Source organism: Vibrio minamisatsumaniensis, assembly GCF_050337445.1.
GTDB lineage: Bacteria > Pseudomonadota > Gammaproteobacteria > Enterobacterales > Vibrionaceae > Vibrio > Vibrio artabrorum.
This window is the reverse complement of the sequence record NZ_JAKJSY010000054.1, coordinates 1-18,381: the sequence shown is the minus strand read 5'-3', so window position 1 is coordinate 18,381 and position 18,381 is coordinate 1. Positions and strand designations below refer to the sequence as shown.

At 44.1% G+C, this 18,381-nt stretch carries 21 protein-coding genes and 1 pseudogene; 11 read left to right on the top strand and 11 right to left on the bottom strand.

The features are described from left to right. Positions 1-79: 79 nt before the first annotated feature. Positions 80-229 (bottom strand): annotated as a pseudogene (locus L4B77_RS13080) (YqaE/Pmp3 family membrane protein); the annotation flags it as partial. Positions 230-447: 218 nt separating this feature from the next. Here L4B77_RS13080 and L4B77_RS13075 point away from each other — a divergent pair. Next, positions 448-2,304: an MOSC N-terminal beta barrel domain-containing protein gene (locus L4B77_RS13075; RefSeq protein ID WP_372041064.1), complete on the top strand. Its 1,857-nt coding sequence runs from the start codon at positions 448-450 to the stop codon at positions 2,302-2,304. A gap of 97 nt (positions 2,305-2,401) precedes the next feature. Here L4B77_RS13075 and nadE read toward each other — a convergent pair whose 3' ends face one another. Continuing rightward, complete coding sequence (gene nadE, locus L4B77_RS13070; protein ID WP_261840663.1) at positions 2,402-3,232, bottom strand: NAD(+) synthase; 831 nt, start codon at positions 3,230-3,232, stop codon at positions 2,402-2,404. Positions 3,233-3,341: 109 nt separating this feature from the next. On the opposite strand from nadE, the gene L4B77_RS13065 reads away from it, so the two are divergent. Both L4B77_RS13065 and L4B77_RS13060 read left to right on the top strand, forming a co-directional pair. Next, positions 3,342-3,863 carry a nicotinate-nicotinamide nucleotide adenylyltransferase gene (locus L4B77_RS13065; RefSeq protein WP_372067316.1) on the top strand — a complete coding sequence of 174 codons (522 nt, stop codon included), beginning with the start codon at positions 3,342-3,344 and terminating at the stop codon, positions 3,861-3,863. 27 nt (positions 3,864-3,890) lie between these two features. Continuing rightward, on the top strand, positions 3,891-4,370 hold the full coding sequence (locus L4B77_RS13060; RefSeq protein ID WP_261840665.1) for a hypothetical protein: 480 nt from the start codon (positions 3,891-3,893) through the stop codon (positions 4,368-4,370). Positions 4,371-4,494: 124 nt separating this feature from the next. Here the strand turns inward: L4B77_RS13060 and L4B77_RS13055 are convergent, their stop codons facing one another. Continuing rightward, on the bottom strand, positions 4,495-5,121 hold the full coding sequence (locus tag L4B77_RS13055) for an AraC family transcriptional regulator (RefSeq protein WP_261840666.1): 627 nt from the start codon (positions 5,119-5,121) through the stop codon (positions 4,495-4,497). A 175-nt stretch (positions 5,122-5,296) separates the two neighbouring features. On the opposite strand from L4B77_RS13055, the gene L4B77_RS13050 reads away from it, so the two are divergent. After that, positions 5,297-6,403, top strand: coding sequence for a 1-acyl-sn-glycerol-3-phosphate acyltransferase (locus tag L4B77_RS13050; RefSeq protein WP_429750919.1), 1,107 nt, complete (start codon positions 5,297-5,299; stop codon positions 6,401-6,403). Between the two features lie 164 nt (positions 6,404-6,567). On the opposite strand, the gene L4B77_RS13045 is transcribed toward L4B77_RS13050, so the two are convergent. Next, positions 6,568-7,167, bottom strand: coding sequence for a hypothetical protein (locus L4B77_RS13045; protein WP_261840668.1), 600 nt, complete (start codon positions 7,165-7,167; stop codon positions 6,568-6,570). A gap of 104 nt (positions 7,168-7,271) precedes the next feature. On the opposite strand from L4B77_RS13045, the gene L4B77_RS13040 reads away from it, so the two are divergent. Then, a complete protein-coding gene (locus tag L4B77_RS13040) occupies positions 7,272-7,571 on the top strand; it encodes a DUF1496 domain-containing protein (protein WP_372067323.1) in 300 nt (99 codons plus the stop codon). Positions 7,572-7,605: 34 nt separating this feature from the next. On the opposite strand, the gene L4B77_RS13035 is transcribed toward L4B77_RS13040, so the two are convergent. Next, positions 7,606-7,905, bottom strand: a complete 300-nt coding sequence (locus tag L4B77_RS13035; RefSeq protein WP_261840670.1) for a YfcZ/YiiS family protein — start codon at positions 7,903-7,905, stop codon at positions 7,606-7,608. Between the two features lie 528 nt (positions 7,906-8,433). On the opposite strand from L4B77_RS13035, the gene L4B77_RS13030 reads away from it, so the two are divergent. Next, entirely contained in the window at positions 8,434-8,895 is a 462-nt protein-coding gene (locus tag L4B77_RS13030) for a TetR/AcrR family transcriptional regulator (RefSeq protein ID WP_261840671.1), read from the top strand. Positions 8,896-9,269: 374 nt separating this feature from the next. Here L4B77_RS13030 and L4B77_RS13025 read toward each other — a convergent pair whose 3' ends face one another. The 6 genes from L4B77_RS13025 to L4B77_RS13000 form a co-directional block, all read right to left on the bottom strand. Then, entirely contained in the window at positions 9,270-10,052 is a 783-nt protein-coding gene (locus L4B77_RS13025; protein ID WP_429750916.1) for a heme ABC transporter ATP-binding protein, read from the bottom strand. Further along, a complete protein-coding gene (locus tag L4B77_RS13020; RefSeq protein WP_048609731.1) occupies positions 10,052-11,089 on the bottom strand; it encodes a FecCD family ABC transporter permease in 1,038 nt (345 codons plus the stop codon). The genes L4B77_RS13025 and L4B77_RS13020 overlap by 1 nt, the downstream gene beginning before the upstream one ends. Before the next feature lie 103 nt (positions 11,090-11,192). Further along, entirely contained in the window at positions 11,193-12,080 is an 888-nt protein-coding gene (locus tag L4B77_RS13015) for a heme/hemin ABC transporter substrate-binding protein (RefSeq protein WP_429750914.1), read from the bottom strand. 162 nt (positions 12,081-12,242) lie between these two features. Beyond that, positions 12,243-12,656, bottom strand: coding sequence for an ExbD/TolR family protein (locus tag L4B77_RS13010; RefSeq protein ID WP_429750912.1), 414 nt, complete (start codon positions 12,654-12,656; stop codon positions 12,243-12,245). Further along, entirely contained in the window at positions 12,653-13,354 is a 702-nt protein-coding gene (locus L4B77_RS13005; RefSeq protein WP_429750910.1) for a MotA/TolQ/ExbB proton channel family protein, read from the bottom strand. The genes L4B77_RS13010 and L4B77_RS13005 overlap by 4 nt, the downstream gene beginning before the upstream one ends. A gap of 2 nt (positions 13,355-13,356) precedes the next feature. Further along, complete coding sequence (locus tag L4B77_RS13000; protein ID WP_429750908.1) at positions 13,357-14,169, bottom strand: energy transducer TonB; 813 nt, start codon at positions 14,167-14,169, stop codon at positions 13,357-13,359. 161 nt (positions 14,170-14,330) lie between these two features. Here L4B77_RS13000 and hutW point away from each other — a divergent pair, with 161 nt between their 5' ends. From hutW to L4B77_RS12975, 5 genes are all read left to right on the top strand, one after another. Continuing rightward, complete coding sequence (hutW, locus tag L4B77_RS12995) at positions 14,331-15,740, top strand: heme anaerobic degradation radical SAM methyltransferase ChuW/HutW (protein ID WP_429750906.1); 1,410 nt, start codon at positions 14,331-14,333, stop codon at positions 15,738-15,740. A 57-nt stretch (positions 15,741-15,797) separates the two neighbouring features. Further along, complete coding sequence (hutX, locus tag L4B77_RS12990; RefSeq protein WP_261840676.1) at positions 15,798-16,319, top strand: heme utilization cystosolic carrier protein HutX; 522 nt, start codon at positions 15,798-15,800, stop codon at positions 16,317-16,319. A gap of 156 nt (positions 16,320-16,475) precedes the next feature. Then, positions 16,476-17,006 carry a heme utilization protein HutZ gene (gene hutZ, locus L4B77_RS12985; RefSeq protein WP_004731858.1) on the top strand — a complete coding sequence of 177 codons (531 nt, stop codon included), beginning with the start codon at positions 16,476-16,478 and terminating at the stop codon, positions 17,004-17,006. Between the two features lie 113 nt (positions 17,007-17,119). Then, the gene (locus L4B77_RS12980; protein ID WP_261840677.1) at positions 17,120-17,665 is read left to right on the top strand and encodes an ATP:cob(I)alamin adenosyltransferase; all 546 of its coding nucleotides are present in this window, start codon (positions 17,120-17,122) and stop codon (positions 17,663-17,665) included. 247 nt (positions 17,666-17,912) lie between these two features. Next, complete coding sequence (locus L4B77_RS12975; protein ID WP_429750901.1) at positions 17,913-18,188, top strand: peptidylprolyl isomerase; 276 nt, start codon at positions 17,913-17,915, stop codon at positions 18,186-18,188. The last annotated feature ends 193 nt before the right edge of the window (positions 18,189-18,381 follow it).

Genomic DNA, 18,381 nt, shown 5'->3' with positions numbered 1-18,381 from the left:
TATTTCATCCTATTTTTAACCATTCAAGGTAGAAGTCTGGTTTACTTGGTTTCAAATTGTGTCTATATTCCACAATCTTGGCTACCCAAAGCCCGTGGATCATTCCTGGCACCCAGAAAAAGAAAGTAAGGATGATGTTAATTAGCAAATCTTTACCAGCGCCGCGAGCAAAGAACACGCCAACCGGTGGAAGCAGTACACACAAGATAATAATAACGAGTTTGTTCATGGTGAATCCTTTTAATGCAAAGAAAGCGTTATGCGAGATCGTTCAAGTATAGAAAGTATGCAGTAGTCTGTTAATGTGTTTTCTGTCTTTAATGTTTCAAGATCGTCATTTAAGCGTCTTAATATATTAGCTTAGTATCAAGTGTTTAATACCTGCCAGTTTATCTATTTATAACCATTTGTTAGCATTGGGACAAACAACAAAACATTGGAATCGTTATGTCGCAGTCACCTTCGTATCAACAGCGTTCAGCTCAAGATCCCTCTTTATCCCAAATCAATGTGTTTCCAGTTAAATCAGTGGGCGGGATCGCGCTCTCTTCTGCTTGGGTAGAAAAACAGGGGCTTACCTTTGACAGACGTTTTATGCTGGCGTTGGCTGACGGCTCAATGGTGACGGCACGTAAGTACCCTAAAATGGTTAAGGTATCTTCTAGTTTGCAACCAGACGGTTTGATTTTTACTTATGAAGGTAAAGAGCCGCTGCGCCTGAAATATGCAAACTTCAAGATGCAAGAAGCGCCTGCAACGGTGTGGAAAGACAGTTTTACTGCGTATACCACCCACGACGAGGCGGATGATTGGTTTAGCGATGTGTTGGGTGTTCGCGTAGAACTGCTGTTCTGTGGTGAGCAATCAAATCGTGTTCGAGAAAAGCTTGGTCATAATGTGAGTTTTGCAGACGGCTACCCAATGTTAATAATCAGCCAAGCCTCTCTTGATGAGCTCAACCGCCGCAGCCCTGAAGTTCATTCAATGGAGCAGTTCCGCACCAACTTTGTGGTTTCCAATACCGAAGCCTTTGCCGAAGACGGCTGGAAGCGTATCCGAATTGGTGAGGTTGAATTCGAAGCGGTGAAACCTTGTGAACGCTGTATCTTAACGACAGTTGATGTTGAGAGCGGCGAATTCAGAGCGACAAAAGAGCCGCTCAATACCTTCTCTACATTCAGAGCCAACGAGCGTGGTGGTGTTTTCTTTGGTCAGAATCTGGTGGCGAAAAATGAAGGTCTGGTGAAAGCGGGTGACATCGTTGAGGTACTTGAAACCAAAGAGAAAGAACACTACGAAGACACTTGGGTAGAGTCACTGCATTTAACTTGCGTTGAGCGTGAAGAGATCGCTCGCGATTTCACAACGTTCTGGCTAGAACCAGCGAAAGAGAACCATTCATTACCAAGCTATCAGCCAGGGCAACATCTGCCGATTGAGATGGTGATTGATGGTGAAAAAGTGTCTCGTCGTTACACACTATCTTCGAGTCCTTCACGTGCCGGTCGCTTGGCGATTTCTGTCAAGCGAGTCAATGATGGTCTAATCTCAAACTGGCTCAATGACCGCTTCCAAGTCGGTGATACACTGGTTGCTCAAAACCCCGATGGCGCTTTCTATCTCGAAGAAAACCCTAAGCATCCACTACTGCTGTTGTCTGCCGGCAGCGGCATTACCCCGATGTTGTCGATGCTTCGTTACTTAGCCGATCACGGCAAAATAGAGGATGTGGTTTTCTATCATCAATGCAGTAGCGAAGAAGATATCCCTTATCAAGCGGAGATCGATCAAATGGCTAGTGAGCATGCAGGGCTGCGTGTCATCTATTCGCTAAGCCAGCCAACGAAAGAGTGGGAGGGTTTATCTGGGCGTCTGAGCGTGTCGCATATCGCTAACATTGAAGAGCTGCATAAGCGCCAAGCATTTGTGTGTGGCCCTGATGGCTTTATGGAGAATGCCAAGACACTGTTGATTCAAATGGGACTCAACCCTTTGCACTACCATCAAGAAACATTTGGTGTTACCCAGTCTACTGAAGAGGCGGTGAAGCAACTGCAGTTAAGTGTTAATGGCTACTTGTTCGAAGGTAATAACCAAGCAACGTTATTAGAGCAAGCGGAGTCGGCGGGTGTGCCTATCGCTTCAAGCTGCCGTGCGGGGTTTTGTGGCGCTTGTAAAGTGACCCTTGAGTCAGGGCAAGTTCACCAACCAGATGTGCCTGCACTGCAAGAGCATGAACGCAATATGGGCCAGATACTGGCGTGTTGCAGTGTGCCGCAAACCGATATCGAAGTTGTGGATTAACAACTTGTTCGGTTAAAACAAAAAGCATTCAATAGAAAAGGCCGGAAGTTCGTGAATGAGCTTCCGGCCTTTTTAACTCTGAGACTAATTCAAAAAATTAATCGTAGATCGTTGGGATAGGTTGACGCTTATGCTGTGTGGCTTTGTAGATGCTCACTAAGCGATCGGATACATCTTGAGGCACGGCTTTACCTTCAAGGAAATCATCGATTTGATCGTAAGAAAGGTTCAATGCGGCTTCATCGGCTTTCTGTGGTTCAAGCTCTTCGAGATCAGCCGTTGGTACTTTCTTAACCAGTAGCTCTGGAGCGCCCAGTGTTGCTGCTAGTTCACGAACTTGACGTTTGTTGAGGCCGAACAAAGGGGCTAAGTCACACGCACCATCACCGTGCTTAGTGTAAAAGCCAGTAATGTTTTCTGCTGAGTGGTCAGTACCAATCACCAAACCGCCAACGTAACCTGCAATTTCGTATTGCGCGATCATGCGAGCGCGAGCTTTCACATTGCCTTTCACAAAGTCGATTTTTGCGGAGTCTGTTGGTAATAAACCTGTGCCTTCAAGCGCAACGTGAGAAGCAGCATGCAGCCCATCAACCCCTGCTTTAATGTTTACAGAAACAGATTGAGAAGGCTGAATGAAAGAGAGCGCAAGTTGCGCTTCGTCTTCATCTTTTTGTTCACCGTACGGTAGGCGAACCGCGATGAATTGGTAGTCGTCGCTACCCGCACTGTCATTTAGGCTATCAACGGCCATCTGCGCTAAGCGGCCACAAGTTGTCGAATCCACACCGCCACTGATACCAAGGATCAGAGACTTGCAGCCTGACTGCTGAAGTTTCGTTTTGATAAAGTCCACACGACGAGTCACTTCGAAGTGAGGGTCAATTGAAGGTAGTACGCGCATTTCGTCACGAATTAACTGTTCCATTCGTATTCCTTTCCTGCAAGCAAATTAAAAATCTAGTGTTATCATACATAAATCATCCGATTTAAAAACCTCTTTGCACAAGCTTAGAAAGAGAAGGCAGTAATTAATAATGGAAAAAATAGCCATTTTCGGTAGTGCGTTTAATCCACCGAGCTTAGGGCACAAAAGTGTGATTGATTCGTTGGCTCACTTTGACAAAATTCTCCTGGTTCCAAGTATTGCCCATGCTTGGGGAAAAGAGATGCTAGACTTTGATACGAGATGTCAGTTAGTTAACGCATTTATTCGCGATCTTTCACTGGAGCAAGTGGCGCTTTCCGTGATTGAAAAGAGTCTATTTACGCCAGGTGAAAGTGTGACGACTTATGCTGTCCTGAACGAGCTGCAGAAATTACATCGTGACGCTGAACTGACATTCGTTATAGGGCCTGATAATTTCTTTAAATTTTCATCTTTCTACAAAGCGGATGAAATTACCGAAAGATGGTCGGTAATGGCTTGCCCAGAAAAAGTAAAAATACGCAGTACAGACATACGTAATGCGCTTCTAAATGGAAACGATATTGCAAAACTGAGTACTAAGTCAGTAACAAAGATATTGCAAGGTAGTGGACTGTATTCGATAATGTAAACCCATTTATTAAGAGGTCAGAGGACTATGTTAAAGCGCGCAATACCAGCGACCTTGTTCTTGGCTGGATGCATGCCTGCTTATGCTGAGTGTGATTTTTTTCGGTTAGATTCGATCATGCTGGTCTCTGACGACGGCAACTGCTTAGATCTTTCAATGGGTATTGAGTCTCTTGGACAACGTATTATGGAAATCAGCGGTCTGAGCGATGAGCAACCGAAAAGTCAATCGGACTATTGGTCTGATTGGGTTCTTCAAAGTGAAGACGTCCCTCTGCTAACACAAAACATTGAATCAAGTTATATTGGTTTGGGGACGTGGTTTCCAGAAGATCTGGCAGATGAGGTGGCTGATATGTCAACCGAAGAGTGGTTGTTAAATCATGGCTTACTATTGAGTATTGGCTTTGGTGAGAAAGTTGAGGGGCAACCTCGCATTCGCTTTGATTACCGCTGGCATGAGTCACGAGAGGCCGATCTCATGATGCAGATTGAGTTGCCATTTTAGACAGATACACAGAGAGATGGCGACCTGCGTCTGAATACTAACTATTAAAAAAGCCGCAAAAACTCAGTTTTAGCGGCTTTTTTGTATCTGGACTACGATTTCAGTCTTCTTAGTATCTTGGTGCTTACAGGTCGTCACCAAAAACAAGCATACACAGTTGCTCGAACTCTTCTTCCTTGCCTGAGAATAGATCGTCAATCACCAGTGAACGCTTCTGGCCAGATTGCATGCGTTTCTTCGCTTCTCGCATCACCATCACCAGCGTGTGCTCTTGTGGCAGGTTGGAGTCATCAATGTTCCATTGGTTGAATCGCTGAGAAAGAGCACTTTCACAAAGCAGTGGTTTAAACGACAACACTTCTTGCTTTAATACAGAAAGCATATCTTTAAACGCTTGTTCAGTATTATTGGCATTGGATGTTCGAGATTTAGTGGCCTCAAGCTTTTCTAGTAGCGCCAAAGAGAGGTTAGTTTGCGTGATGTAACCTGCCTGTTTTGGGAAGGTGTCCGTCAAACGTACAGAGAAATCGACACGATTGATTTGGGTGTTTGGGAAGTAAGTCAATGACGTTAGGCAGTCGTATGGAATCCAGACACTTTGTCCTGGTTCAACGGCATACTCTTGTTTCCCCAGCTTAATCAAAACCAAGCCACTTTGAACCGATACAAGGCTATGTTTGAGTACTTTCTTACGTGGTGTAATCACCAAGTGTGAAAAGTAAGCCGATGTATATTCAATAGCAAAGTTCATAGATAGTACCTTAATTTTGGGGCGTCAAGATTACCGTTAATCTTAACGAATGCCAACAATAACCGGGGATTTTCAATATTTCTGGTCTGACCTTGTCAAAAGTATGGGCTCTGTAGCTGCGATAAGTCAAAACAACGCGTAGAATGAGCCAGCTTTTTATTATATGAATGAAAAAATGACCTCTCCAACCGATCCATATGTTGATATTCGTCCTTACGGCGATGATGAAATTCCAGCGGCACTAAACCGCCTTATTAATGATGAAGAATTTATCAGTGCGATTCTGCACTATCGTTTTTCAAACCATGCGTCTTGGTTCAAAGCACTAATGAGCCCAATTTTACGTGTGTACCTAAAAATGAAATGGAGCAAGCTGACTAGCGTTGAATCCATTCAGATTGAAGTGAAAAAGTACTTACGTGATACGCTCGCGAAAACCACCAATGGTGTAACGTACACGGGGGTTGAGTCACTGGATACGAATCAAGCTTATCTGTTTGTATCAAACCATCGTGATATTGCCATGGATCCTGCGTTGGTAAACTACGCTCTGCATCAAAATAATCACCAGACTTGTCGTATCGCGATTGGTGATAACCTGCTAAAGAAGCCATGTGCGACAGAATTGATGCGTTTGAACAAGAGCTTTATCGTAAAGCGTTCTTTGAAAGGACCGCGTGAGATGATGAAAGCGCTGGGGCAGTTGTCTTCTTACATTAAGCATTCTCTGGAAACGGGTAACTCAATCTGGATCGCTCAAAAGGAAGGTCGTGCTAAAGACGGTAACGATTTTACCGAGCCTGCAATCTTGAAAATGTTCCATGTTGAAGGACGTAAGCAAAAAATGCCTTTTCCTGAATACGTGAAGTCATTGAAGATCGTTCCTGTGGCTATTTCTTACGAGAACGACCCATGTGATACCGCTAAAGCGATAGAGCTTTTCGAAAAAGACGTAAACGGCAGTTACGAAAAAGGTGAGTTTGAAGATATCGAAAGTATCATTCAAGGCATCATCGGTAATAAAGGACGCGTTCACGTTGGTTTCGGTCAGGTTATTGACCAGGATTTTGACACGCCTGAAGCGCTTGCTGAAGAGATCGATCGTCAAATCCACGATAACTACAAACTGTTTCCTGTGAACTTGCTGGCAGCAGAAAAAGAAGACGAGTCGATTACAGCAGCGGTTAAGCAAGAGTTTGAAAATAAACTATCGGGCTTACCACAAGGTGCTCGTCAGTATTTAATCGACAGTTATGCGAACCCTGTGAAGAACATTGGCTAGCGAATGTCATGCGAGTGAATAGTACTGCAGTTAGCTAACGCATAAGAGAAGCAGCGATTATTTTGCCAATCAATAGATGGAATTGAAAAAGGAGCCTTAGGCTCCTTTTTTATGGGTTGTTTTGTCCTTTCTGCCATGTCGATAATAAGCGCCTTTGGCCTCATTTAGCGAGCGACAGCACCACCGAGTTCTAGATTGGCTGGCCATGTGGTGACCGTGTTGCCCCCTAAGTAGATATTGCCTTTGACTGTCATAGTCTCGGGGAACACGGTAATGGCAGAACCGCCGATATATAAATCACCATCAATTACGATTCCGTTGGGTAGCTCTGTTAAAGGCGTTCGAATTACACTGAGGTCACCTTTGACTCTGAATCCGTTTGGTAGCTTCGTTAGGGGAGTATCGGTGAGGTTGATAAATCCCCCCACCTGGACGCCTCTAGGCCAACGGGTGATTTGGCTGCCCATCAAGTCGGCGTAGCCTTTTATCTTCACTCCAGAGGGAACGCGAGCCAGTTGGCTGTTAGACGCTTCAAGACTACCATTCACCTCTAAGCCTTTGGGTAAACGTGTGATAGCTGTATTTTCGATATTGAGGTTACCATTAACCACCAGATCATTAGGGAGCGATGTATAAGGTTTATTACGTAGGGATAAATTTCCGTAATTATCCAGATGGTTCAATATTTGATACTGATCGAGTGGTTCAGCAGTGACATTTGTTATGGTTAAAGAACCAATAATAAGTGCAATTATTCGCAGCATAACAAGCTTCTAATTTCGATAGACGTTATACACTATAATGATAAAAAAATTCTCGCATAGTGTTTTACTCATTTACTGGTCTGTAAAAAAGGAATTGAGTGACAATGAAAGGTAAATCAGTGATTGGAGTCGGGCGCCAAATGGTTAACGGGGTCGCCATTTTAAGTTTACTGTTTTGTTCTCTATCAGTGAATGCAAAGAAGATCACATCAACACCTACCAATACAGCCGTGATCGTGTCTCATGCTGATTCAAAGCACCGAATTTGTTATTACAATGATAAAGCTTTTAGTATTGGCGCTATTATTGAGGTTTCTGGCGTCGTGATTCAATGTGTAGCAGAAAATGACTTTGAGACTAATGGTGCGCTTAGTTGGGTTGAAATGAAAAAAAAAGACGAGTAATGCGCTCGTCTTTTCAATCTTATTGATACTTATACTAACGCGCTAGAGAGCGGGTTTTAAGTTCAAAAATAATTTTTTCAGCACTCACTTCAAATTTAAAGCGAGCTTGTAATTCCGTGCTCTCTTCTGTTACCTCAGAGGCTTCAAATTCGACATTGCTCGACACTTGCTTTGCTAGCTCAACATACTTAGCGAACTCTGCTTCAATGAGAGCTTTAGAGTTACCGTAGATCGTTACTTCAGCAACATCATCACCTTCTTTAATGATGAAGCCGATTTCACCTGCACAACCGCAAGCTTCACACACATCGTTATTACCCATATCTTGGCTCATAAATAATCCTCTTACAAAGTCTGAGGTTATTCTAACGAGCAATTTGAACGGTATCTACAAAAATAAAAATCTTTGAGCTGATTTTTTATCGTTCGATATGTTGTTTATATGGGTATTAAATGGATATTTGAATTCGCGGCGCAAAATATGTATGTGATCTCCATCATGTTTTCCTGAAGGCAACTGTTATTACTTTGTCAGAATATCATCCACTTAGTTGCTTCAAGAATGATTTTATAAGAGTATCTATCGCTTGATAGTTATTTATACAATGAATTCTTGTGAGTATTTCATTTTCTAAGTGGTTATTAAAAATTATTGACCTAGGATCGTAAGGTGATAATTCGAGAACAAATTGTTAAAGCGTCCAAAGAGGTGCCAATGCAGATTTGTTTGTGCAAAGTATGGGTGTAGGGTGAGTTAAAAATACTTGCGGAAAAGCACCTTGTTCACATAATGCGGATAACGATTTTCATTCGCGCTCCTCTTGATGGGGCGAGATGGATTGACAAAGAGAAGAGCCTGAATATGCCAAAGCGTAGTAAAGAAGATACAGAAATTACAATCCAGAAGATCATGGATGCCGTTGTCGACCAGTTACTAAGATTGGGTTATGACAAGATGTCGTACACGACATTAAGTCAGCAAACGGGGGTTTCTCGTACTGGTATCAGTCATCACTTTCCAAAGAAAACGGATTTTACTGCTGCTTTAGATGGTCGTATTTTCAAAATGTTTATGGAACACGTTGACTTCGAAAATGGGCTTGATGCCTTTTCTGATAGTTGGATTAGTGCGCTTGAGGACGCCGAGTTTTTAGCCATTTTACGTTTGCTTTTCCATCATATCGTTGTGACTGAAAGCGCCCATGAGTTTGCTGAAAACGGTATTGTTCGTTTATACAAACTGACAGAAACTCAGTTTGGTGATTCAAGTGGTAAAGTACTTGAGTGGCTAATCGGTAAATCATTGATTCGTATGAGTCAATAATTAATATAGATTAAAATGAGCTCCTGAGGGAGCTTTTTTTATGTTTGTCATTTCACTTATCTTTATATTCTGTTGCTTATGTTCACTTATCCAACTCAGCCGCTGTTTATTTTAGCTTAATATATTTACGTTAATGCACTATGGACTAGTTCGAATCATTAATTAAAAGCAAGGGCAATCAAAGATAACTATTTTTTATATTCTCCAATGACTCAGAGTGGGTAGTGTTAGATTGACTGCTGATGGCGTTATAAATGGTTTTTGAGGTGAAAAAGTGGATTTGAGTTAGAAAACCTCGAAATAATCGAGGCTTAGAGTAGACCGGTAGGTGATACATGGGGTCGCTACTCCAAAACGCAGACCCCTAACGAGACTTATTGTGCAGAGTGTACCTGTGGGAAGCTCATGGTTGGGTGTTTTTCTACGATGCTTCTGTACCCATATACCTCTTCGATCATTGAAGGGTGGAGTGCTTCCCAAGGGCTGCCATCACACACTAAATTGCCATCTTTCAATACCACTAATCGATCGGAATACTGCGCGGCTAAGTTCAGGTCATGCAACACGATGATAACTGCGGCATTGTGGTTATCGGCTAATTTTCTCGCAACCTTTAAGGTGTTGTGCTGGTGGGCAAGATCCAATGCAGACGTTGGTTCATCAAGCATCAAAATACACTGATCACCAGAGTGATGAAGCTGGGTTAACACTCGAGCCAAGTGCACTCGCTGCTTTTCACCGCCAGATAAAGACGGGTAGAGCCTTTCACTCAAGTGAGTTACATCAGCCACCTCCATTTTTTGGCGAGCAATGCTGGTCAGCTTCTTGTTGGATTCTTGCAGAGGAATCCCACCAAGCTCGACAACTTCATGTGCCAAGAATGGGAAGGTCAATGTGCTGTGTTGAGGAAGCATAGCCAGATGCTTTGCCAATCTTTGAGAAGGCCATTTGTCTTTGTTGTGTCCAAAGTATTGAATATCACCGTTGCTTGATATCTCTTGGCAAAGTGCTTTAAGCAGTGTGCTTTTTCCTGCGCCATTTGGCCCAAGCAGTGTGGTTACCTTTCCCGCTTCAATCTCAATCGAAACGCTATCTAATATCACTTTACTGCCGAACTTCACTTCGATATCAGTCGCTTTTAACGCTGAAGGAAACATTAAAGGATTCTCCCTTTCTGTTGAAATAGAAGGTACAAGAAGAATGGAGCGCCGATAATCGCAGTGACAATACCAACAGGAAGTTCAGCCGGAGCAAGTACCACACGTGAGAACATGTCTGCGGCGGTTAGCAGTAGTGCGCCTAGTACTGCGGATAGTGGTAACAGAACTCGGTGGTCAGGGCCTGCCAACATGCGACCTAAATGTGGGATAACCAATCCAATAAACCCAATCATGCCAGACAGGCTCACCGTGATACCAACGCCTGCAGCCGTCAGTAGAATCAGCTTTCGTTTAAGCTTTTGAACTGGGATGCCAAGGTGTTGCGCTTCTGACTCACCCAATAATAGAGCATTTAGAGACATCGCTTGGCGGTAGAAAACAACAAACAATCCAACGAGCGTGACAGCTGCCAGCAAAATGCCTGACCACTTAGCGCCCGCCAATGAGCCCATCGACCATAATGAAAGATCGCGCAGCATTTGGTCGTCAGCAATGAAGTTCAAGAAGCCAATACCAGCGCCAGAGAGCGCACTGATTGCCACACCCGCCAACAACATGATGGTGACAGAGGTGCCGAATTTACCGGTGCCCAACTTATAGACCAACAGGGTGGTTAAAGCGCCGCCAAGAAAAGCGAACACAGGAACCGCAGCAAAGTTCATGAAAGCAGGGTATTGAAGTGATAACTCAGAGAAAAGTACGATGGCCAGTGCTGCACCTAGCGCCGCACCAGCAGACACACCGATGATCCCAGGCTCAGCCAGCGGGTTTCGAAATAAGCCCTGCATAACAGCACCACATAACGCGAGAATCGCACCAATCAACATACACAAAATGGTTCTAGGTAAGCGAATCTCTTGAATCACCAAGTTGATGTGGGGGGCCAAGTCATTGTTTGGCTGGAGTAAGCTCGCTGCGCTGTCAGCCAAGCTAATGTTCATTGGCCCAACGGTGATTGAAAACAGTGCGACGAAGACTAGGGTAGCACCTAGGCCTAACATCGATGTTTTCAGTGGGACGGATCGTAACAACATAAAGGGCCTCAATATCTATCTCTAACTTCAATCCCCTTTACTAACAACGTGAGTCTGTGGTGAGGGGGAGTGGATTAGCGATAGCAGAAATAGGGTGGTCGAGTTATAGCGGGTAGATAAGTGCGTTTAAACGCTTGGCTTCAGAGAGACTTTCTAGGCCAAGCCCACCAACCAAAGCACTGCCATTCACGGTGATGATTTGCTTGTTCATACCTGCAGGGGTTGCCGCTAACATAGGTAACGATTTAAGGATGGCATCCGCACCGCCGATTTTTTGGTAGCTACGGCCGCTGACTAAGATGACATCTGGCTGCATTTCTACCAGTGACTCCATCGATAGTGGCTTGTAAGACGTTAGGCTTTGAGCGGCAGGGTTCACACCGCCAGCCAATTCAATGATCGCGTTTGGTGACGTTTCACCGCCGGCAACATTCGCAGGACGACCTTCATGCAGCAATAGGAAAAGCACCTTCTTCGCTTCGTTGCTTGGTACTTGGTTCGCTTTCAGTACAGCAATCTTCTGATTTACTTCAGCTTTAACTTGCTGTGAGTGTGCTTCGGTATGGGTAATCTTGGCGATTTGGTCGATACGCTTTAACAGCCCTTCAACATTCTCTTCAGTGTTGACGATCTCTACATCGACACCCGCCGATTTCAATTGAGAAATCGCGTTGTCAGGTCCCATTTCATCTGAGCCAATCAAGGTGGTCGGTTCTAGGGCAAGTAAGCCTTCCGCAGACAGGTTTCGGTGATAACCAATCTTTGGCAGGTTTTCTGCTTCAGGAAAGTGGCTGGTTATATCAATTGCGACTAACTGCTCTTCAGCACCTAATGCTAAAACCAATTCAGTAACGGCACTGCCCGCACTGATGATTCGAGGTTGTTCAGCGTCGTTGGCCATTGCGGGTGCGCTAAGTGACAAGCTCATAGCGGCAACTGAAAGGAGGTGTGTCTTGGTCTTTAATTTATTGAGCACATTTAAGTTGTTCATAATAAGTTCTTTATATTTTCTTTTTGTATCGCGAAGAGACTCAGTGAGCAGTCCGTTCGCATTGTGAGTTCGAATCGATAGAGGTTTAGCTCTGGCTATTTGGTCTTAGTAACAGGAGCCAAATTTCATAAACGCTAGGCCTCATAAAAATTGAGTATTGTTCTAGCCATCGTCAGTGAGCAATTGAGTCGCTGGTATTCCGTTCTCTTGAAGGAATGACAGCAACTTCACTAGGTTTTCAACGTTGGCGGCTTTGTCCGCGCCAATGATGATCGGTTTTTTATCCGTTGAACCAGTCTCTTCTAACAGGGCAATCTTGAAGTTTTCCCAGTCGATGTACTCTTGGCCGTTAATTGCCCAGTAGGGTTCGCGGTCTAAAATATTGACGCTAATCGAGTCTTTGTAGACTTCTGAAACGTTTTTAACATCCGAGCTTGGCAGCTCAACTTCTAGCGATTCCAGCTTTACCGATGCCGTAAGCAATAGAAAAACCATCACGATAAAAATGATGTCGAGCAGTGGTGTTAAGTCCGGCGCTAGGCTCTGTGTGTTCGATGAGTTGGGCGTCTTAATCATGCTTGGCTCACATCACCGATAGAGGTTTTGTTGACAGGTTTACCTTGAGTATCATCAGACTGATTGGTTTGAATCGACATGCCTTCTAACCACACATTCACATAGTTCAGAGTATGTTCTAGCTGAGCAAGCACTCGATCGGCCCATAGCCCGAGTAACTGAGCACCTGAAATAGCGGGAAGCGCAATCATCAAACCCGCAGCTGTGGTTCGCATTGCTAATCCAAGACCGTCTGCCAAATCATTAGGTGTGATGCTGCCTGTTGTCGCAGCAACGCCTTTAAACATCTCAATAAGACCAAGTACCGTACCAAGCAAGCCGATGAGTGGGCTGATCACACCGATCAAACCAAGCAGTCTTAAGCCAGCATGAAGCTGGTGGCGTTTTTCTTGTAGCCAGATCCCAGCAGCATCTTCACGTAACCCTTTTGAGAAACAGTGGTGAGCAAGCAACATCGACACGCCCTTGTAGAGTAGCGGGCGTTTACCTGAAATCGACTGAGCAAGCGCTTCAATCTCTTTACTGTTGGTTGGTGATATTTGGTTTAACTCACGACGAATGGCACGTTTGCCCACACCAATGCTGAGCATGACTTGGAAGACACGTTCAGCGATGATCATTGCTGTTAATGCCGAACAGATAAGAAGAGGCCAAGTCATTAAGCCAAGTTGATCTTGTAAGTAACTGATTTGTTGCATGATTAATCCAACCTAAAACGAACAGGTATTTGTACTCGGTGAGCAATCGCTCGACCATTGACAGTATGAGGTGAGAATTTCCATTGTTTAATGGCCTCTAATGCGGCGTTATCGAGCATTAGCGCGCCTGATGAATTGACTAATGCTTGTTTAATTTGTTTGCCTTCAGCGTCTAACCAGATCTCATAAGTCGCGACACCTTCAACGCCACGACGTCTTGCTTGGCGAGGGTAATTCGGTGGGGTAGGACGCGCAGAGAACGAAGGTTGAGTGACCAAAACTGGCTCTTGGTTTGATACGCCTTGATTTACTTCTTGAGGCTGGTTGGCAGATTCGTCCATATTCTTATCGACTTTGTTGTCGGCCAGTTTCTCTGGTTGAGTGGCTGGTTTTGGCTCTGGGCGTTCTTTCTTCACCACCTTTTTCTCAGTCATTGGTTTCTTTGGAACCTGCTTTTTCTCGACAACCTTCTTCTCAAGCACTTTTTTCTCAACTTTCTTTGGTTGAGGTTTATTGGTAGTCGCTTTTTTCTTTGGGGTTGGCTTAGCTTGCTTTGGCTCAACCGTTTTTGGTTCGACTGGTTTAGGTTCAGCTTGTGAGACGGTTTCTTTTATTGGCTCAGGTTCAACTGGCTCAGTGACTGTTTTTTGCTGAGCTTGTGAAGGAACGCTGTTAGGAGTGAAGTTGATTGATACCGTGTTTGATCGGCTACCTGCAGGCATCGCAAATACTTTGGATTCTTGAGCGACAAATAACAACGCTGCATGAATCACTAACGATGCACCGCCTGCAATAACATATCTAGGAACGTTCACAATCAATCCTTTACCAAATCAAAATTCTKTATCGGATTATTGCTTAGAATCTAAATAATATCAATTATCAATTGCATTATCATTTGCGTGTATTTATGATTCTCTCAGTTTTTAGCGAATAGTCTTCCAGACTTTGCTATGTGAGTGTTTAGAGAGATTATATGAGTCTTGATATTTATAAATTTGACGAATCAATCTTGGGCGTTTCTAGCCCTGATCCGCTTCGTTTTGCGTTTGCGAAAAAGCATTCTGCGCACGCTGGAGGAAGTTCAATTCCGGTCGAACCCAGTAAGAAGTTAGAACTCTTTGACGAACTGATACTGAGTGAAGGGAAAAAACAGGATAAGCGTTGTTTGTATATCCACATTCCTTTTTGTCGCGTGCGTTGTACGTTCTGCAATTTCTTCCAAAATGCCGCAAGCCGTAAATTAGTGGATGAGTATTTCGACGCACTGATGGTTGAGCTAAAGCAGAAAGCCAAAACACCTTGGACTCAGTCTGGACTATTTCACGCGGTCTATATTGGTGGCGGAACACCCACCGATTTGTCACCTCAGCAAGTTGAACAGCTGGGTAAAGCGATTCGTCAATATTTCCCACTAGCAAACGATGTTGAGATGACATTGGAAGGGCGCATCAATCGATTTGGTGACGAGATGTTTTATCGTGCGCTTGAAGGTGGCTTCAATCGTTTCTCATTCGGTATTCAAAGTTTCAATACTCAAGTTCGACGCAGTGCTAAGCGCCTAGATGACCGAGAAGTGGTATTGGAACGTATCAGTTCACTAAGCCGCACCGAGCAAGCGCCTATCGTTCTTGATCTGTTATACGGATTACCACACCAATCGATGGAAGTGTTCCTGCAAGATTTAGAAGACTACATGTCTACTGGCGCACACGGCATTGACCTCTACCAACTGATTGTTGCGGGCAATGCACCTATGCTTAATCTTGTTGAAAAAGGAAAAATCCCACCACCGGCCAATACGCCCGATAAAGCGAGCATGTATTTGGCAGGTGTGGAGTTCATGGCAAAAAATAAGGTTAAGCAACTGAGCGTGAATCACTGGACTCGTGATAACCGCGAACGCAGTATTTACAACAGCTTAGCGAAAACTTATGCCGAAGTTCTACCCATTGGTTGTGGCGCTGGTGGCAACATCGGTGGTCATGGCGTGATGCAGCATCGAACTTTAGAGAGCTACATGGAGTCTATAAAGCAAGGTCAATTACCTATTGCCATGATGACGAAGCAAAGCTCAGCAGAGCCAATCTTCTCAACATTAAAGGCAGGTTTCGATTCTGGTGTTGTTAGAAGAAGTACGCTACCGAGCTTTATGGGACAAGACACGTTCGACTACCTAAAACCTCTGTTTGCGCATTGGGAAAAGAACGGTTTAGTTGAACTTTCGGAAGATTATTTGAGCCTGACTATTGCTGGCAGCTTTTGGGCAGTAAGCCTAGCGCAGAGTGTAATTCAAGTGCTCAACGCTGAATATCAAACTATGCACCCAGCGCCTAAAGCGTCAGGTTCGGGCGTACACCCGCATGCAAGTTTGAAGCACGCTTAATCTCGAATTTTTAGTTTATAACTTACGTAAATTACTCGTTTATACGGAACCTATTCAATGACAGAGACAAGATTAGAAATGACAGAAACTCTAGAACAACGTGTCGCTCGAATTCTAGAAGAAGAGCCAAAACTACTGGCGACCGCCATTGCGGAGAAGCTAGGTGTTTCAGAGGTTGAAGTGGTTGCTGCTTTTCCAAACGACATGGCGGTAATGCTAGATGGCAGCCGTGCTCAAGAGATTCTAGAAGGTTTAGTGGGTTGGGGCCCTGTGACCACAATTGTGCATTCATTTGGTTCTATCTTTGAAGTAAAAGCGCCATTCCCGAAAGGTAAAGTAGCGCGTGGTTACTACAACCTAATGGGCAAAGAGGGCGAGCTTCATGGCCACCTAAAACTGGATAACGTTAAACATATCGGTTTGGTGAGCAAGGCGTTCATGGGGCGTGAAAGTCATTACTTCGGCTTCTTCAGTGAAACTGGCGAGAACATTTTTAAGATTTACTTAGGCCGCAATGAAAAGCGTGAGCTGATTGCCGACCAAGTAGAACGCTTCAAAGCGCTAAAAAAACAAGCTTAAGTACAGTCAATAGTAAATAATCAGCAGCAATCTTACATAGGGTTGCCAACTGGCTTAAACAAGACATCAATGCTCGAGGGTCGTTTAGTTCGCGAAATGATCGCTCAACCTCGGGCAAAAATAATAAATCAGAGAACGTGAAGAAAGGAATTACCCATGGAACAGCAAGTAAAACAAGAACGTCTACAAGGTCGTCTAGGTCCAGAAATTAAAGAGTTTCGCCAAGAGCGCCGTACCCTTCAACTTGCAACGGTTGATGAAGAAGGTCGCCCGAACGTAAGTTACGCACCTTTCGTTCAGAACCAAGAAGGTTACTTTGTTCTCATTTCTGATATTGCTCGTCATGCTCGTAACTTGAAAGCGAACCCTCAAGTCTCTTTGATGATGATCGAAGACGAAGAGAGCTCGAAGCAGCTTTATGCACGTAAGCGTTTAACGTTTGATGCTCAAGCAAGTGTTGTAGAGCGTGAAACAGAGCTTTGGACTCAAGTGATCGGCCAGATGCAAGAGCGTTTTGGTGAAATCATTGATGGTTTGAGCCAACTTCAAGACTTCTCTCTATTCAACCTTAAAGCAGAGAACGGCCTGTTCGTTAAAGGATTTGGTCAAGCATACCAAGTGTCAGGCGACGATCTGGTCGATTTTGTTCACCTACAAGAAGGCCACAAAAAAGTGTCTAATGAGTAATCTCGTTTAATCGATTTCTTTAGGATCCCTCCAATGTGAGGGCTTTTTTATGTCTAAATCCAAGAGTTTGGTATATTGGCGTTTGATGACTATTTATGTGTAAGGATCGGTACGTGAAACCAGTAAGTCGAGATTGGGACGAGTTTTGTTACCCGTTTATTTATGAAGACAGTCCTATCTGTGATTTTGAGATTTTATCGGATGAACTTTGTTGCCGAGTTGGATTGGTGTTGTCTTTAGAGCTAGAGCCTCAGGTTCGTGAGATCCTGCAACGCTTGCAGCCAAACCTCTACCATTTGAATGGCTCTGTGCGCGGTAAGCTTGCCATCACCGAGTCTGAATTGGTCGAGCTCAAGCAAGACTATCACCGTATCCGTGAGCAGCTAGAAGGGGGTTTTAAAGGCTTCGTCTTACCCGGTGGACACCGAGTGTCCAGTGAACTTCACTTGTGTCGTTGTCAGGCTAAGAAAGTTGTGCGAGCTTTGGTGAGTATTGAACATCATGAAAGCAAAAAATCGCCAGACCCGATTCTTTTTAAATACGCAAACCTAGTGGCGAACACTCTCTATGCATTGGCCTCTTTTACCAATCATGTCAATGAAGTTGAGGAAGTGGAATTTGTGAGTAAGAGCTACCCTATGCCCAAGAAAAAATCGTGAAACCTAAGTACAGGACACAAAGCGTAACTCGGCGTTCTGTCATTGGGTGTCCGATTACCACGCTTTAGGAGAGTTGTTTTGGGTTATAGAGTGAAGAACACGAGATCTTGGGGTAAAATTACGTTCAATGTCGATGGCTTCATGTCGACAAGTCGTTAGCGATTAATCGATTTATAATAGTCAGTACCTTGGCAATGTTCTAAGCAACGCTTGTAAGTCAACTGACAGAAACAAACAGAGAATGATCATGGCAAGAACAGCAGCACTTCATATTTTGGTGAAGCATAAAGAACAAGCAGAAGACATTATTAAGCAGCTTAAAAAAGGCGCTAAATTTCAAGCACTCGCGAAGAAGTATTCAACATGTCCATCTGGCAAAAAGGGCGGTGACTTAGGCGAATTTCAAAAAGGCCAAATGGTGCCTCAGTTTGATAAAGTTTGTTTTTCTGGTGAGACGCTTGTCCCACATCTTGTTAAAACAAAATTCGGCTGGCATGTGGTTAAGGTACTTTACAGAACCTAGCAAAAGATATGTGTTAGGTGGAATAAAAGGAGCGTTTATACGCTCCTTTTTTGTGATCCTGAGGCAAATTTACGCGCCACCTGGCTGAGTCTATCATCCCATACGTTATGCGATAATTGGCGCTACGCCCTTAACCATCCGCCATGACTAATCGATGGGAGGAGGAGGGGATCTTAATGAGTAACCCCTATAA

Bases quoted from the DNA above. Each gene is read 5' to 3' on its own strand.
- L4B77_RS12975 (WP_429750901.1), top strand. From the start codon at position 17,913: ATGGCAAGAACAGCAGCACTTCATATTTTGGTGAAGCATAAAGAACAA.
- L4B77_RS13010 (WP_429750912.1), bottom strand. From the start codon at position 12,656: ATGATTAAGACGCCCAACTCATCGAACACACAGAGCCTAGCGCCGGAC.
- nadE (WP_261840663.1), bottom strand. From the start codon at position 3,232: ATGGAACAGTTAATTCGTGACGAAATGCGCGTACTACCTTCAATTGAC.
- L4B77_RS13030 (WP_261840671.1), top strand. From the start codon at position 8,434: ATGCCAAAGCGTAGTAAAGAAGATACAGAAATTACAATCCAGAAGATC.
- L4B77_RS13015 (WP_429750914.1), bottom strand. From the start codon at position 12,080: ATGAACAACTTAAATGTGCTCAATAAATTAAAGACCAAGACACACCTC.
- L4B77_RS13060 (WP_261840665.1), top strand. From the start codon at position 3,891: ATGTTAAAGCGCGCAATACCAGCGACCTTGTTCTTGGCTGGATGCATG.
- L4B77_RS13075 (WP_372041064.1), top strand. From the start codon at position 448: ATGTCGCAGTCACCTTCGTATCAACAGCGTTCAGCTCAAGATCCCTCT.
- L4B77_RS13035 (WP_261840670.1), bottom strand. From the start codon at position 7,905: ATGAGCCAAGATATGGGTAATAACGATGTGTGTGAAGCTTGCGGTTGT.
- L4B77_RS13005 (WP_429750910.1), bottom strand. From the start codon at position 13,354: ATGCAACAAATCAGTTACTTACAAGATCAACTTGGCTTAATGACTTGG.
- L4B77_RS13025 (WP_429750916.1), bottom strand. From the start codon at position 10,052: ATGTTTCCTTCAGCGTTAAAAGCGACTGATATCGAAGTGAAGTTCGGC.
- hutW (WP_429750906.1), top strand. From the start codon at position 14,331: ATGAGTCTTGATATTTATAAATTTGACGAATCAATCTTGGGCGTTTCT.
- L4B77_RS13040 (WP_372067323.1), top strand. From the start codon at position 7,272: ATGAAAGGTAAATCAGTGATTGGAGTCGGGCGCCAAATGGTTAACGGG.
- L4B77_RS13050 (WP_429750919.1), top strand. From the start codon at position 5,297: ATGACCTCTCCAACCGATCCATATGTTGATATTCGTCCTTACGGCGAT.
- L4B77_RS13055 (WP_261840666.1), bottom strand. From the start codon at position 5,121: ATGAACTTTGCTATTGAATATACATCGGCTTACTTTTCACACTTGGTG.
- L4B77_RS13045 (WP_261840668.1), bottom strand. From the start codon at position 7,167: ATGCTGCGAATAATTGCACTTATTATTGGTTCTTTAACCATAACAAAT.
- L4B77_RS13065 (WP_372067316.1), top strand. From the start codon at position 3,342: ATGGAAAAAATAGCCATTTTCGGTAGTGCGTTTAATCCACCGAGCTTA.
- hutZ (WP_004731858.1), top strand. From the start codon at position 16,476: ATGGAACAGCAAGTAAAACAAGAACGTCTACAAGGTCGTCTAGGTCCA.
- hutX (WP_261840676.1), top strand. From the start codon at position 15,798: ATGACAGAGACAAGATTAGAAATGACAGAAACTCTAGAACAACGTGTC.
- L4B77_RS13020 (WP_048609731.1), bottom strand. From the start codon at position 11,089: ATGTTGTTACGATCCGTCCCACTGAAAACATCGATGTTAGGCCTAGGT.